The organism is Bacillus sp. RB3 (assembly GCF_030164735.1).
Classification (GTDB): Bacteria; Bacillota; Bacilli; order Bacillales; family Bacillaceae_G; genus Bacillus_A; species Bacillus_A cereus.
In genome coordinates this window covers 1-15158 of sequence record NZ_JASNGE010000045.1, presented here as the reverse complement: position 1 = coordinate 15158, position 15158 = coordinate 1, and the positions used below count along the sequence as shown (strand labels likewise).

The following is a 15158-nucleotide window of genomic DNA, read 5'->3' as shown; positions in this document are numbered from 1 at the left end:
AATTTTCCATTTTTTTATTTTCATTTTGTCTTGTTTACTCGAAAGATTTTAGTATATTAGAGATTTTAGATGCTTTATTTTGGCTCATTTATTAGCAAATGAAAGGTTAATCATCATTTAAAAGGAAAACTTGGTGTTAAAATATGAATTAATATAAGATAGTAAGTATTAATTAATCTGTATAAGGAAGTGTGTAAGTATGAAGAGAAAAGTATCGGTGGTTGGTGCGGTAATTGTTAATGAAAATAATGAAGTCTTATGTCTATTACGTTCCCCGACAATGACGTTACCTGATTATTGGGAGTTTCCAGGTGGTAAGATAAACAAAGGAGAAGAACCATCAGCTGCATTAATTCGTGAAATTAAAGAAGAACTTGGATGTACAATTGTTGTAGATGAGAAGGTAGAGGAAGTTGAGTACGAGTATGAAACCGTTGTTGTTCATCTTACTACATATAAAGCTAGAATCTTGGCAGGTAAGCCTAAAGCTCTTGAACATGCAGAGCTAAAATGGATGAGTATTAAGGATTTAAAGCATTTAAAGTGGGCACCCGCTGATGTTCCTACGGTAGAAGCACTGTAGGAATATTTTAATCAAATACCCTTGAGAATTATAATTTTATTATGTAATATATAGTTATATTGTTAGTTTATTTGATTTCGTTTATTCCCACACCTACCTTATGTGTTGTGGTTGAGTTGTAGAAGCAAGTTTTTTCTTGTTTCAATTTTGAGAGGGCTTCTTTGAGCCGATTAGTGTATATAGCTTATTTGCTATGCACGATTAATCGACTTAAAGAAGTCCTTTTTTTGTTTAAGTGGATATATGTAGAAGACATTGAGTCAGAGAGAAAGATCGTTGTTTAGAAGGAATGTGTAAAAAAAGAAATAAAGGATAGAGCATCTAACAAAAAGAGTTATATGAAATTATAGTAAGTTAAATCTCTTATAGAGATTTCAAAATACCGAAGTAATAAGCGCAGTTAAAGGGGAAGGTCTCAAATTTTTAAAGGGACACAATAATGTATCTATAGAAGAGGAGAATAAAAATTGAAACCAACTAGAGAAAAGTACGTAATTAATGGAGAGTATACAATAGAACGTAAGCTTTTACATAATGAAATCGTTAAATTATTTCTAAATGATCAACTGCAGCAAGAGCAAGAACCTGAAGCTATATTACTTGGTGGTGGTTCTGCTGCTGGAAAAAGCTCAATTGGAGAGTTAGTAAGTAAGGGATATAAACATCAGAAACAAAATATGGTTTGGATAGATCCTGATAAGATCAAAGAAAAAATACCAGAATATCAAGAGTTAATAGAATCTGGGAATAGTGAGTTAATGAAACAAGCAGCTTTTTTAGTTCATGATGAAAGTAGTGATATTACCATGAAACTTTTAAAAATCTGTATGAAAAGAAAAATAAATTTTATGTATGATGGTACAATGAAAAATGAAGTAAAATACAAAAAGTTAATTCAACAATTAAGACTAGCAGGTTTTAGCATTAAAGCAATTATTGTAGATGTCCCAATAAAGGTTGCTTTAGAGCGATCCAATTTGCGTTTTAAAGTAACAGGAAGATTGGTACCCCAAAATATAATTGAAGAAAGTCATATGAAAGTAGCGACTACTTTTTCTAACATTAAAGATTTAATAGATTGCTATACTTTATATGATAATACCGGGAAGGAACCAGAAGTTTTTGCTTTTAAAGAATCAAAACGAGTAAAAGAAATTATTGTTGATGAATCTCGAAATAATCAATTTATCGAGAAATCAGCTCTTGTTTTTTAGTGAATATATATCTTATAAATTTTATAAAATAATTAATAGATATTGTCCTGACATTTTATTATATTATTGATATAATAAATACAGGAGGCGATATAAATGGAATTTAAAGACCTTATGAATTATATTGAAGAAAACAAAGAAGAGCATTTTCATGATTTAATCGCTAAAAATGAACGGGAAATTGCAAAAAAAGAAGAAGAAGAGAAATAAAAAATTTAAAATAGAAGAGTTGACCTTTTGGGTCAACTCTTTTGTTTTTATAAATGGATATAAAATTGAATTTCTCAATTGTTGAGTAAAAGGAATTGCAGAATTTTTCTGTAGAAAAGGTTGTTTGGTATTGAAAATGAAACAGACAATTTGCTAATCATAGGAGAGTTTTTTAGTATTATATTAAATAGAAAATAGCGTAATGAGTTAACGCTTTAGGAGAGAGTATATGAATCATTTTATTGTTATGCAGGGGCATACATATCAAGAGGAAAAAGGATTAGAAATTATTTGGTCACCTAAAAAGGATAGAGGCGGTAATGTACCACATTCATGGAAAAGAATGATGGATGTAAAAGAGGGGGATCGAATCTTTCATTATGTAAAAGGGAATATTGTAGCAGTTAGTATCGCTGAAGAAAATTGTAAGGAATCGAATAAACCATCGATTATGAAAAGCCATGATCAATGGTTTGATGAAGGCTTTTTGGTATCTTTAAAATATCATGAGTTAGAAAAACCAATTAATATACGTGAGAAATTTGAAGAGATATCGCACCTGTTGCCAATTAAATATTCACCTTTTCAATCAGATGCAAATGGAAACCAAGGTTATTTATATCCATGTAATGAAGAATTAGCCCTTAAATTAATGGAACTAATTGGTGATTCAAACATTTATAAAATAAATGATGAGCAATTAGAGTTGGCAGTTGATCCGGTAAGAAGGACAGAAAACAATACATTAATTCCGGTTATAGCTGAGACGGAATCCGAAGTGAAAGCGAAAATACGAATTGGACAGCAAAAATTTAGAGAGGAATTAATGGAGATTTGGAACGGAAAATGTGCATTATGCGGAATAAATTTACCAGAATTGTTAAGAGCAAGTCATTCTAAGCCATGGAAAGATAGTACAAGTATGGAACGCTTAGATCCGTATAACGGTGTACTACTGTGCTGTAATCATGATGCTCTTTATGATAAAGGGTTTATCACATTTGATGGACAGGGACGACTGCATATTTCCTCATTAATAGTGGAAATAGATTATGTGAAATTTGGATTAATACCAAAAGCTAAGATAGGAATTCAACCGGAGAATAAATTATACTTTAAGTGGCATAAGAGGAATATTTTTAAAGTAAAATAGTATAATTTTTAACTTCAAGGACAGGAAGAACATAAGAGAGACGAATTGGGTTATCCAGTAAAGGGGAATGGTACATGTATAACTGTAATCAATGTGGGACAGAAATGATTATGCAATTACAAGATAGATATAGAGAATATTGTCCCAAATGTGAAGGGCTTAAACCAAATAACTTGGTATACTATAATCTATATGAATTACTAGATTATATGGAAGCGAATCGCTACATGAGTAAGGAAAATATGCTACATAATTTTTTGAAGTGGGAGTTTGATTTAACAAAAGGGAATATATTTAAGTTATATTTAGGCGTAGATCAATATGATCAATTCAATGATGAGGATTTCACAAGACAATTAGAGGACTATATGAAGGGGATTCGATTAAAATTAAATGTTAAATATGAAGATGATTATATCTGGATTAAGGTTAATTAGATGGAATTCCAGATGTAATGAATTTTGTTTTAAAGAGATAGTAAGTAATTGAGAGGGGATTAATGGTGATGGAAGATTTGCAAAATGCAGTAATAAAATTTCGAGATGAGAGAAATTGGGGGCAGTTTCATAATGCGAAGGATCTAGCAATCTCGTTAAATTTAGAAGCATCAGAGTTGCTTGAGGCTTTTCAATGGAAGTCTAGTGAAGAAGCAACAGAGACGAAAATGCAGGACATAAAAGAAGAAATGGCGGATGTAATGATTTATTTACTTATGCTAAGTGATAAATTAGATATCGATCTAGAAGAAGTAGTACATGCTAAGTTGGAAAAAAATGCAGAGAAATATCCTGTAGAAAAAGCATTTGGAAGTAATAAAAAATATAACGAACTGTAAAGCGATAATCGTTTTACAGTTTTTTGAAATGCTTATGAGAAAGCAGATGGTTGAGATCATGATTTGATGTATGGATTGTATTTTAAAAGTATGAAATCCATACATCCTTAAGTATTATTAAAATTAAAAAGTAGGGAGTTATTCAAATGCTATCATTTGCAGCAAAATTATCTTCATTTTACATAATTAAAAAGAAGCGAAAAGAGTTTGAGCAAGGTTATATTAGAGACCCTAAAATAGATGGAATACCAGTAGTTTATATTCAACGAGATAAAAAGAATTTATATGTAGGTAAATCCACAGATATTTATGGCCGTTTCATTGCACATTTAAATGATGAAGATAAAACATTCAAGGAAGTTATTGTGATAAAGAGTGATTTATTTAATGAAAGCTCAATTAAACATATTGAAACATTATTAATTGAATATTTATTAGCGGATGAAAAATTTAACTTACTAAATAAAGTCAGAGGACAAAAAATTCATTCCTATAATGGAATTGAAAATGTTGAAAATATGTTTGGAGAAATTTGGGCTCAGTTAATGAAAGAAGGTATAGCTAGTGAGAATTTAGGTGAGATACATAATAAATTTATTTATAAATATTCACCATTTAAAGAGTTATCGGCAAATCAAATTGAGGTTTGCAAAGACATTTTTAATACGATGATTACTACATCAAATAGTCGACATTTGATTACAGGGGACCCGGGTACCGGTAAAACAATTGTATTAACAAACATCTTATATGCGCTTGCTTATGACAGTGAAACTGGTAAAGCGAGAGAGGGATTGAATTATGAGGATATAGCACTTGTTGTTCCACAAAATCACTCATTAAATTTATATAAGAGCTTGATGAACAAACTAGGTCTACAAAGTATTACAGTATTGTCACCTTCACAATTTATTAAGCAGGCAAAAAGTAGGGGCGCAAAATATAAATATGTTTTTGTGGACGAAGCTCATCGTCTGAAACAATATTTTGGTAAACAAGCACGTGATTTAAAACATTTAGTCACCGATAATGGTTATACAACTGAGTTGGAGTTAATAGAAACATTTGCGTACCATTTAACAATAGTTTATGATCCATACCAAACAATTCGACCAGCAGATATAGATACAGATGCATTCCAGAAACTTATAAAGAATTATAGAAAGCATCTTTTACATAAACAATTTCGTTTAAAGTCTGGAGATCAATATTTAGCATGGCTTCGTAAATATTTACAAATAGCAAATAATGTTGGAGTGTATGAAGAAGGGTTATTGCGGGGCTATGACTTTAAGGTAATGGGCTCTATTACAGAATTAAATGAATCTATGAAAATGTTAAATGAAAAACATGAATTATGTCGTGTAGTCGCAGGTTATTCTTGGGAATGGATTACACAAAAGGATAAAAATCACTATGATATAAAAGATCCCGTTACAGGTGAGACATTCAAATGGAACTCAAAGGTAAAAGGTTGGATTAACTTTGAGAATAGTATAGAGGAAATAGGATGTATACATACTACACAAGGTGCGGATTTAAATTATGTTGGAGTGATTTTAGGAGCTGAAATTGATTGTGATTACGCAGGTGAAGAAAATGGAGACTATGATTTAAATAAGGCTAAGATTGTAGTGAATCCAAAAGAATATAAAGATCGAAACGGTCTTCCAATTAAGGGAACAGATATAAATAATGAGGAGTTAACATCCTATATTAAACGTATTTATTATGTATTATTATCTCGCGGAATAAATGGATGTTATGTCTATGCAGTAAATCAAAATATGCAAAGATATTTAAAGGAGATAGCAAAAGTAAGTCAATAATTATGAAAAGGGGTTACCTTTAATGCGGTAGTCCCTGCCAATTAGATGGCATTTAATAAGTATTTAAAAAGCCTTACTACACACAAATTGTAGTAAGGCTCTTATTATCTCTATAGAAATAAGGATTAGAAAATAACTTATCCCCTCGGAAGAAAAAAGACTTTATTTTAACTTCCCTATTGATAGGTTAACACGATAATTCCCATATTTTAATAGTCGCCCTAGAAAGTTATCCAATTCTTCATTAGAAGAAAAATGTGTTTTTAATAAATAACATCCTTCACCACTTACACGATGTACTTCAGATATTTCTTCTTCTTTTTGAAAGAAGTTCATAAACTCTTGATGATTAGCTGATGTGACAAACAAAGTAACAAATGCAGTCACTGTTTGTCCTAGTTTGATTCGGTTTATTGCGATTGTATATTGTTCAATAATCCCTAAATCCTCTAATCTCCTAATTCGATTTCCTACAGCCTGCCCAGTCATATGTATTTTTTGACCTAGTTCTTTCCATTGTATTCTTGAGTTTTCTCCTAATAATTTCAGTATCTCAAAATCTGTTTGATCAATAATATAAACCAATCCTTTCATCGTGAAAGTAGAAAAGCAGAAAGTGTTTCGCCAACTTATTCAGCTTATCGATACAATTCACTATACTAAGTTTATCCTCTTACATCGCATTGTTTATCAGTTATATTTACTTATAACACAGAGGACGCAACAAAAAATACATCTAGATTTAAAGGAGGTTACAAATATGTTATTACAAGATATTTTATCGTTCAATGAAAAATTTGTAGAAAATAAGAAATACGCCCCCCGTGAAGCAACAAAAATGCCTAAGAAACGTATGGTTGTTGTTTCTTGCATGGATGCTCGTTTAATTGAGCTACTTCCAAAAGCTTTAGATATACACGATGGAGATGCAAAAGTTATCAGAAATGCAGGTGGTAAGATTGCTTCTCCTTTCGATAGTGTTATGCAAAGTGTTGTAGCATCAGTATATGATCTAAATGCAGATGAAATCTTTCTTATCGGACACCATAGATGTGGTGCAAGCCAAACTAATCCCAAAGGAACACTTCAAAAAATATTAGATCGTGGAGTAGCTTCACCAGAAATTTTAGCAGCAATTGAATATGCTGGTGTTGACCTTGAAAAATGGCTATTTGGATTCGATGATATCTGTGATTCGACTCAAGCTAATGTTGATTTAGTAAGAAATCATCCACTTATTCCAAAAGATGTTCCTGTACATGGTTTAGTTATTGATCCTCACACAGGTAAATTAGATGTAGTAGTTGATGGATATAAAACATTAAATGGTATGAAACATTAATCATTACTTAAATGAAGGGAAGTTATTAAATATGAATAGACAAGAAGCTACGCAAAAAATTATGGAAGCAAAAATCGCAAAAGGTTTAACATGGGAAGAAATTTCAAAAGTAAGTGAAAACTCTGAGACTTGGGTTGTAACAGCATTATTAGGGCAGGCTACAATGACACGTCCGGAGGCAGAAAAAATCGGTAAACTATTAGAATTAGATGAAGAAGTAGTTCAGGCATTAACAGTAGTTCCACTTAGAGGTCAAGTAATGCAAATGCCTCCTACAGACCCAATCTTATATCGATTATATGAAATGATGTTACAATACGCCCCAACTCTTAGAGAATTAATATTAGAAAAAGCTGGAGAAGGTGTAATGAGTGCAATCAACTTCAATCTAGGTGTGGATACACAAGAAGATCCAAAAGGTGGCGATCCTCGTATTGTTATTACACTTAACGGGAAATTCTTACCGTTCCGTACATGGTAATTAATTAAAAATCTATCTATACAATTAAATTGATTTTACAGATTTACAAAATCCATCCTTTTTAATCTAACTGTGTAGAAAGGATGGATTTTTAATATGAGATTCTTTTTCGGCAAAGGAGAATAATATGAATAAAAAATACTTTGATACGAGCTTTAATATTCTACAATGGTTTGTGTTTCTATTAGCAAATGCAATTGCATTACCTATAATTATTGGTGGCATATTTCATTTACCAATAGAAGATGTCTCAACATTAATGCAGCGAACTTTTTTAGTTGTAGGAGTAAGTTCATTTATACAATCATGGTTTGGGCATCGCTATCCCATTGCGGATGGGCCAGCCGGTTCATGGGTAAGTATATTTGTCATATTGGGACAAGTCGCTATGCATCAGGGACAAAGTGCAAAAGACGTGTTGCAACTTTTAGAAGGTGGGTTAATTATTGCAGGTATATTACTCTTCGTTCTTGGTATAACAGGGCTTGTTCATCGAATCTTACGTTTATTTACTCCTTTAGTTACAGGGACATTTCTTTTAATTTTAGCACTTCAACTTAGTGGTGTGTTACTAAAAGGAATGATGGGATTACAAGGATCTGCAACTCATCCTGATTATCCAACAGCTATTATTGCGCTCTTTGTTTTTGCCCTTATTACTTTCTTATCAATTAAAGGGACAGGATGGATGAAAAGGTACGCTGTGTTACTTGGAATTTCATGTGGTTGGCTTTTGTATACTCTTTTAGGAGAATCATCTTATATGCCTACACATACAACGCTAGTTAAGTTACCAGAGATATTTGCTTGGGGCACACCTAGATTGGATATTGGAATGACCCTAACTGCAACTTTATTTACATTTCTTTTAGTTGCAAATACAATTGCTGCTATTTCAGCTGTAAAACAAGTAGCTCCCTTATCTAAAGAAAATGAAAAGCAAACATTGAACCGTGGTGTATGGGTCGGAGGTATATCACATATTATCTCGTCGTTGTTTTCTACAATTGGTATTGTACCATTACCTGCATCAGCAGGATTTATTCAATTAACAGGACAAAGAAAGTTGAAGTCGTTCCTTATAGCAAGTCTTATATTAGCAGGAATTTCTTTTGTTCCCTCAATCGTAAGCTTTATATCCTTGCTTCCAGGCCCTATTGCCAATGCTGCACTTTTAGCAACATTTGTCCAAGTAATAGGCATTTCATTTCAATCGATTTTAAGCGAAGAATTAAATCAACGCCGATTAACTATATTAGGAATTACATTATTAATCAGTTTAGGAATAATGTTTCTTCCAGAAAGCGCATTTAGTGGCATTCCTTCTTCCTTACAATATGTTTTAAGGAATGGATTGCTCGTGGGTACCGTGATTGTCATTCTATTGGAACAGTTTTGGAAAGAATAAAGTATTTATATGCTTTTTTATTTGGAAGAAAATAAAGAATGAAAATCAGCATTTGGAAATATTTTAAAATATCTTGATATAAACCTATGTATTTTGTAATATATAGGTATATTGTTAGTTTATTTGATTCCGTTCATTCCCACACCTTATGTGTTGTGGTTGAGTTGTAGAAGTAAGTTTTTTTCTTACTTTAATTTTGAAAGGGCTTCTTTGAGCCGATTAGTGTAATTAGCTTATTTTGCTATGCACAATTAATCGACTTGAGGAGGCCTTTTTTGTTTGGGTTTAAACAGGTATAAATATATATTTCTGTATAAAACAACAGATTAAGATAGGAAATTTATATAGGGGAGAAAACATATGAGTAATTGATTTGTTTATCAGGGAAATTGGAGGGATATGTAGTTTTTTTACGTTAAATGTATACACGGATATATGAAACTGTGGTTGTAAAATAGATACATAATAGATTTACGAATCGCAGCAAAAATAATTATATAGAAGTTTTGTAGACGACATAAATGTACTCATTATAAGAAGGATGAATAGAATTTTACTGTGAATTTTTAAAAAACGTATCAATTGATACGTTTTTTATTGTAATTCTAGTAAATATGAGGTACGATTTGAAAGGGGAAAGAATTTTAATGCATATTAGCTTTCAAAATAGGGAGACAAAAAAGCACACTAATTTTACAATCGGGGAGATTGAGCAGTACATATTAGAGTTTAAAAAATTAATTAAAAATAATCGATTTACGGTTTCTCGAAATGAAAAAAGGAAAGAGAATAGTGAATTTTTAGAGGCTAATAAGATTAACGCTAGTAAAGTGAAAGAGATTCTTCTTAATATAGGAGTACGTGATTTTTGTTATGCAGTTGATAATAAAAATCCAAATTTTGCTCATGAAAAATTGTATATCTTTTGTCCACAATATGAGTTAGATAATTGGGGACAAAAGAAGTCGGTAGACATATATATTAAGATGAATCTAATTGAAAATAAGGACAGGAACAAATACATGATTGTTGTTTCTTTTCATAAAAGGAATAAACCAGTCACTTATCTTTTTAGGTAAAGATAAGTGACTAATGGTTTTAGAATGAGGGAGGATTTTTATGTTGGTTTTATGTGAGTTTTGTCGAGATATGGTAAAGTATTCTACTAAAGATGTTTCAAAAGTGACAGTCATTAGAGGGAAGCAATATCATTATGTAGGTAAAGAAGCAAATTGCGAGGAGTGTAAATCTGAAATATTTGTTCCTAACATTCATGATTATAATTTAGAACAATTAGATCATGCCTATAGACAACAGGAACAGTTAGTTACTATTTCTGAAATAAGAGAGGTTTTAGAAAAATATAAGATTGGAAAACGTCCATTGTCTTTACTTTTAGGTTGGGGAGAGGTTACCCTAACAAGGTATGTAAATGGAGATATTCCGACGAAGCAGTACTCGGATATATTGAAAAGATTAGGTAGAGATCAATCTTTTATGCTAGATATTTTGGAAAGAAATAAAGATTTAATTACTCAAAAAGCATATAGAGTCTCTAAAGAAGCAATCGCAAAGCTACAGGAAAATGATGATATTCCTTCTACGCAGACTACGAAAATCGAGGAAGTTGCTAACTATTTGCTATATAAAAATGATGATATTACTCCTTTAGCTCTTCAAAAGCTGTTATACTATGCGCAAGGATTTTGTAAGGTGCTTACTGGGACATATTTATTTGAAGATGATTGTGAAGTAGGAAGTCATGGCCTGGTATATCGAGTTATTTTTAATAAATATAAAGTATATCAGTACGACAATCTTGAAGTTAATTATGATAGTACAAATCAATTAACTCAAATAGAAAAGGAAATATTAGACTGTGTAATCAATACTTTAGGTTGTTATAGTGGGAAGAGTTTAGAAAAAATGATTCTATTTGACTTACCATGGGAAGTTGCGCATCTAGAATTAGAAGATAATGATCCCGGTAAACCTATTATGGAAAAAGAAGAGATAGATAATTGCTTTAATACAATGAAACAGGCATATAATTTAGTTACAATTTCTGATATAAAGAAATATGGCATAAAAGCATTTGAAAATATAAACAATTCAATGTTGTAACTATATCATTTTTAATATGATTGATATATGAATTTTTTACTGTTAATCAGGCCTCTATAAAGGTATTAAAAGATAGTACTAATTACAAAAGGTTAGGATTGCAGAATATAAACATTATTAACACGATGTAAATATGCATATTAAATAAAAAGTAAAGTGGATTGATACATTATATGGTAAAATGATATATATGAAAACGTCTTATGAAGTAAATTTTACGCTTTGGACCTTTAGCTCAGCTGGTTAGAGCAAACGGCTCATAACCGTTCGGTCGTAGGTTCGAGTCCTACAAGGTCCACTTATAAACAGGGAGAAAGCACTCAAATGAGTGCTTTCTCCCTGTTTATAATAAATAAAGGGGATTGTGACATGAAAATAATTGATTTAGAGACAGAAAGAAAAAAGAAGGGGAAATTAATGGTAACTATTCCAATTATAGAACTAATATATGGAAAAAAAGGGGAAATTGAATTTAAAGTAGTGGGAAAAAAAGTTGTTCCACAATCCATGTTAGAGAATTAAACTACTTTCAATTCCTATAGGCTGTAAGGTCATTAAGTGGGAGATTTCTAAGTACGGAAACCTCGTGGATTTTGATTGATTATGCTATCCCTGTAGTTCCTAAGGTTAAGAGATGAGTTTTCTCCGTTAGTATGGGAGAAAAAGGAAAGGACATAGCTAATGCGGTTTTAGATACGGGTTGCAATATTAATATAAAGACGTTATTCTTTCCTATGATTTCTCAGAAAGAATAACGCCTTTTTCATTTTAGAGAGTATTTTGTCTTGTTAGCTTGATAGCGATAGGGTAGCGCCATCAAAACGCAAATTTCGTACGCTAAGAGAATTTGGGAAGAGCTAAGGTTCTGATTCCCTTAAAGGACAAAACGAAAGAGAATTCCTAACAATAAAGTTGTATTTACCTAGGAAAATTAATATGCTTTGAACTAAGAGGTAAGATATTTGCCAACCTTCTTCATACTTTTTGTAGCTGGATTTAAATACAAAATATTACAGAAGTAGAGACAACATTGATAATTAGATTTAGCCCACTGGTGCGTTATAACTAGTCTAATAGTAATCTTTCTCGAAGCTCACTGTATTATCGAAAAGAATTGCGCATGCTAATGCATTCATTGCTTATTCTTTAGTTTATTGAATATAATGATCCTATTTCTAAAATAGAAGGATGATAGGATCAATTACTTGTCATTATAAATTTAATTAAAAAACAATTGTACTAACAGCATGTAGATAATTGTTCCACCTGCTATGGAGAGAAGCATTTGTCTCTTCCATATGTGAAGGATTATTACTACTCCTACTGAAATTAATTCTGGAGCACCATGATTGCCGGATAATAAGTTCAGATCCTTAAAACAGTAAATAACTAAAAGACCTATGACAGCTGAAGGTAGTACCTTACCTAGATACTGGACATATTGCGGAGTAGGTTTATCTGATGGGAACACTAAGAAGGGAAGGAACCTTGTAATCATTGTGCCTAAAACCACTATACCAACTGTTATAACTTGTTGCAGTAAACTCATTGTCACACGGAAACCTCCTCTATGTTCTCTATTGGTTTTTTTAGGATAGTAAGTACTAATAAAATCATAATCATTGCAGGAATTATGAAATTGTTTCCACCAAAAATAATTAGGCTAAATATCGATAATCCCAGTCCTACAAGAGCGCTATAATGCTTTTTCTCCCTCATCCATTGTTCAACAAAAATCACAACGAAAAGTGCTGTCATAACGAAATCTAGTCCTTTTGTATTGAAGTGTACAAGGGAACCAAAAATCCCACCAATTGCGGCTCCTATACCCCAATACAAATGATTAAGCAGTGTCACGAAGAACATAAACCAACCCTTATCAACACCTTTTGGAATATCAACAGTAGAATTAATAGAAAAAGATTCATCACATAGTCCAAAAATAAGATAAAACTTTTTCTTACCAGTTCCTTTATACTTATCTAGCATAGAAATACCATAAAATAAATGCCGTGCATTCACCATTAAAGTAAGAAAAAGTGCATGAATTGGATTAAAAGCAACCAGTAATAAATTAGCTGCAATAAATTCCATTGATCCTGCGAATATGATTAAACTCATTAGAATTGGATATATTGCACTGAAACCCAGAGAGTTCATGTAGATTCCATAAGCAATTCCTAAAAATACAAAACCAGCAAAAATAGGTATTGTATAAGGGAAAGCTGCACGGAATGCGATTCGTATTTGATTTCTATTTTTCATATTATTCACATCCTTAATCAAGAGCTTTATTGCATACAAATTTAACACATAAAATCCATACAATGAATAAGAAAATTGTATGGATTACAATTTTCTTTAGAGGAGTGTGTTATTCTAACTTTAAAATAATGCTGAGTTTTTATCCTTGTAATACTTTTCAAAGTTTATAAATCTTAATTTTAACTATTAAAATTTATCCTATAAAAATTTAATCGTAGAGGTGAAACATGCCAGTAAATTCATTTGAAAATTACTCTATGTCTTGGAAACCTAATAAGGAACTATTAAAGCGTCCGTTTTATTCCTCTATTGCAGCACTACTTGAACATGATATTGTAAATGGTTTTTTAGCTCCAGGAACAAAATTGCCTCCACAACGAGAATTAGCAGATTTTTTAGATTTAAACTTTACAACAATTACCCGAGCTTACAAACTATGTGAAGTTAAAGGCCTAATTTATGCAATCACAGGGAGTGGAACTTTTGTAGCTCCTAATGCAACTCGTTCCATTACTATTTCTACAGAGGAAATCAGAAACTGCATTGATCTTGGATTAGTAGCATCATTTGAGCAAACTAATAGTATTGTCGCAGAGACTATTCAAAAGGTCGTAGATAAAAAGTATTTAGAGCAACTATTAAATTACAATGATCCAACTGGTCTTCCGCATCAAAAAACGGCAGGTCTCAATTGGATGAAGTCTTTCGGCATTAATGTGGATCAAGACCATATAGCAATAGTTTCGGGGGCACAAAATGCTTTAGCAATTACATTGACAGCGTTGTTTAAACCTGGAAACCGAATTGCAACTGATATATACACCTATTCAAATTTTATCGAATTGGCAAAAATGCTACATATTCAATTAGTACCCATTCAAGGGGATGAATTTGGAATGCTCCCAAGTGAACTCGATAAGCAATGTAGTCAATTAGATATTCATGGTATTTTTTTAATGCCTTCTTGCTCTAATCCTACTACGATTATGATTTCAGATTTTCGAAAAAAAGAGTTAGCAGCAATCATTCGAAAGCATCAAATAATTTTGATTGAGGATGATATTCATGCATTTTTGACAGCAGGGGTTATTTCTGATTATGAGCAACCAATGTTTAATTTACTTCCAGAACAAAGTGTTTATATTAGTGGAACTTCTAAGTGCATTTGTTCAGGATTAAGGGTTGCTTATATGGTATTCGGAGATGCCTTACGTAAGGCTATTTTAAAGGCTATATTTAATGTCAATGTTAAAACATCTTCCTTAGACGTAGAGGTGATAACAGAGCTAGTGTTATCAGGAAAAGCTCATGAAATTGTTAAGCAGAAGAAATTTTTAGCAGAGTCTGCAAACGAAATTTATTCAGGATATTTTTCTTCCAACAAGCCTGTAGGGCATCCTTTTAGTTTTTACCGTTGGCTACCTATTCAAAATCATTATGATGCATTTCAATTAGAAACAGATTTGGAGAGGCACGGCATTCGGGTTTTTCATTCCGAGCGCTTTATTACAGCACAAACCATGCCTAATCAGTATTTACGAGTCGCTCTATCCTCTACAAACTCATTAGAAGAGTTGAAAATAGGGCTAGAAATACTAAAACAATATCTCGGCTAGTTTAAAAAGAATACAGCAGACATTTACGTGAACTACCCGCCACTTAACGTCCTAACGGACTGTTTGAAGTGGGGGCTTCTCGGTTAGTCGTTACTTTT

General features: G+C 31.9%; 16 protein-coding genes and 1 tRNA gene. 14 read left to right on the top strand and 3 right to left on the bottom strand.

Features of this window, described 5'->3' with window-relative positions; translation table 11 throughout:
* The first annotated feature begins 199 nt into the window (after nucleotides 1-199).
* The 6 genes from QO049_RS28125 (at nucleotide 200) to QO049_RS28100 (ending at nucleotide 5824) form a co-directional block, all read left to right on the top strand.
* Entirely contained in the window at nucleotides 200-583 is a 384-nt protein-coding gene (locus QO049_RS28125; RefSeq protein WP_284489701.1) for a (deoxy)nucleoside triphosphate pyrophosphohydrolase, read from the top strand.
* Between the two features lie 467 nt (nucleotides 584-1050).
* The gene (locus tag QO049_RS28120) at nucleotides 1051-1797 is read left to right on the top strand and encodes a zeta toxin family protein (protein WP_284489700.1); all 747 of its coding nucleotides are present in this window, start codon (nucleotides 1051-1053) and stop codon (nucleotides 1795-1797) included.
* 439 nt (nucleotides 1798-2236) lie between these two features.
* Nucleotides 2237-3160 carry an HNH endonuclease gene (locus QO049_RS28115; protein ID WP_284489699.1) on the top strand — a complete coding sequence of 308 codons (924 nt, stop codon included), beginning with the start codon at nucleotides 2237-2239 and terminating at the stop codon, nucleotides 3158-3160.
* A gap of 74 nt (nucleotides 3161-3234) precedes the next feature.
* A complete protein-coding gene (locus QO049_RS28110; RefSeq protein WP_087947985.1) occupies nucleotides 3235-3597 on the top strand; it encodes a hypothetical protein in 363 nt (120 codons plus the stop codon).
* A 68-nt stretch (nucleotides 3598-3665) separates the two neighbouring features.
* The gene (locus tag QO049_RS28105; protein WP_284489698.1) at nucleotides 3666-3995 is read left to right on the top strand and encodes a nucleotide pyrophosphohydrolase; all 330 of its coding nucleotides are present in this window, start codon (nucleotides 3666-3668) and stop codon (nucleotides 3993-3995) included.
* A 146-nt stretch (nucleotides 3996-4141) separates the two neighbouring features.
* Complete coding sequence (locus QO049_RS28100) at nucleotides 4142-5824, top strand: DUF2075 domain-containing protein (RefSeq protein WP_284489697.1); 1683 nt, start codon at nucleotides 4142-4144, stop codon at nucleotides 5822-5824.
* Nucleotides 5825-5986: 162 nt separating this feature from the next.
* Here the strand turns inward: QO049_RS28100 and QO049_RS28095 are convergent, their stop codons facing one another.
* A complete protein-coding gene (locus QO049_RS28095) occupies nucleotides 5987-6418 on the bottom strand; it encodes an Lrp/AsnC family transcriptional regulator (protein ID WP_000677475.1) in 432 nt (143 codons plus the stop codon).
* Between the two features lie 166 nt (nucleotides 6419-6584).
* Between QO049_RS28095 and QO049_RS28090 the strand changes: the two genes are divergently transcribed.
* The 7 genes from QO049_RS28090 (at nucleotide 6585) to QO049_RS28060 (ending at nucleotide 11701) form a co-directional block, all read left to right on the top strand.
* Nucleotides 6585-7166, top strand: a complete 582-nt coding sequence (locus QO049_RS28090; protein WP_000926479.1) for a beta-class carbonic anhydrase — start codon at nucleotides 6585-6587, stop codon at nucleotides 7164-7166.
* A gap of 31 nt (nucleotides 7167-7197) precedes the next feature.
* Nucleotides 7198-7647, top strand: a complete 450-nt coding sequence (gene cynS, locus QO049_RS28085; RefSeq protein ID WP_001081567.1) for a cyanase — start codon at nucleotides 7198-7200, stop codon at nucleotides 7645-7647.
* A 127-nt stretch (nucleotides 7648-7774) separates the two neighbouring features.
* Entirely contained in the window at nucleotides 7775-9055 is a 1281-nt protein-coding gene (locus tag QO049_RS28080; RefSeq protein ID WP_284489696.1) for a purine/pyrimidine permease, read from the top strand.
* 647 nt (nucleotides 9056-9702) lie between these two features.
* Nucleotides 9703-10134 carry a hypothetical protein gene (locus QO049_RS28075; protein ID WP_000548170.1) on the top strand — a complete coding sequence of 144 codons (432 nt, stop codon included), beginning with the start codon at nucleotides 9703-9705 and terminating at the stop codon, nucleotides 10132-10134.
* Between the two features lie 40 nt (nucleotides 10135-10174).
* Entirely contained in the window at nucleotides 10175-11179 is a 1005-nt protein-coding gene (locus QO049_RS28070; protein ID WP_098994409.1) for a type II toxin-antitoxin system antitoxin SocA domain-containing protein, read from the top strand.
* A gap of 224 nt (nucleotides 11180-11403) precedes the next feature.
* Nucleotides 11404-11477 (top strand) — tRNA-Ile (locus QO049_RS28065).
* Nucleotides 11478-11548: 71 nt separating this feature from the next.
* Entirely contained in the window at nucleotides 11549-11701 is a 153-nt protein-coding gene (locus QO049_RS28060) for a hypothetical protein (protein WP_284489695.1), read from the top strand.
* A gap of 697 nt (nucleotides 11702-12398) precedes the next feature.
* On the opposite strand, the gene QO049_RS28055 is transcribed toward QO049_RS28060, so the two are convergent.
* Nucleotides 12399-12734 carry a branched-chain amino acid transporter permease gene (locus QO049_RS28055; protein ID WP_061661983.1) on the bottom strand — a complete coding sequence of 112 codons (336 nt, stop codon included), beginning with the start codon at nucleotides 12732-12734 and terminating at the stop codon, nucleotides 12399-12401.
* Nucleotides 12731-13444 carry an azaleucine resistance protein AzlC gene (gene azlC / locus QO049_RS28050; protein ID WP_000797393.1) on the bottom strand — a complete coding sequence of 238 codons (714 nt, stop codon included), beginning with the start codon at nucleotides 13442-13444 and terminating at the stop codon, nucleotides 12731-12733. Before azlC ends, QO049_RS28055 begins: the two co-directional genes overlap by 4 nt.
* Before the next feature lie 227 nt (nucleotides 13445-13671).
* Between azlC and QO049_RS28045 the strand changes: the two genes are divergently transcribed.
* Nucleotides 13672-15060: an aminotransferase-like domain-containing protein gene (locus QO049_RS28045; RefSeq protein WP_284489694.1), complete on the top strand. Its 1389-nt coding sequence runs from the start codon at nucleotides 13672-13674 to the stop codon at nucleotides 15058-15060.
* The last annotated feature ends 98 nt before the right edge of the window (nucleotides 15061-15158 follow it).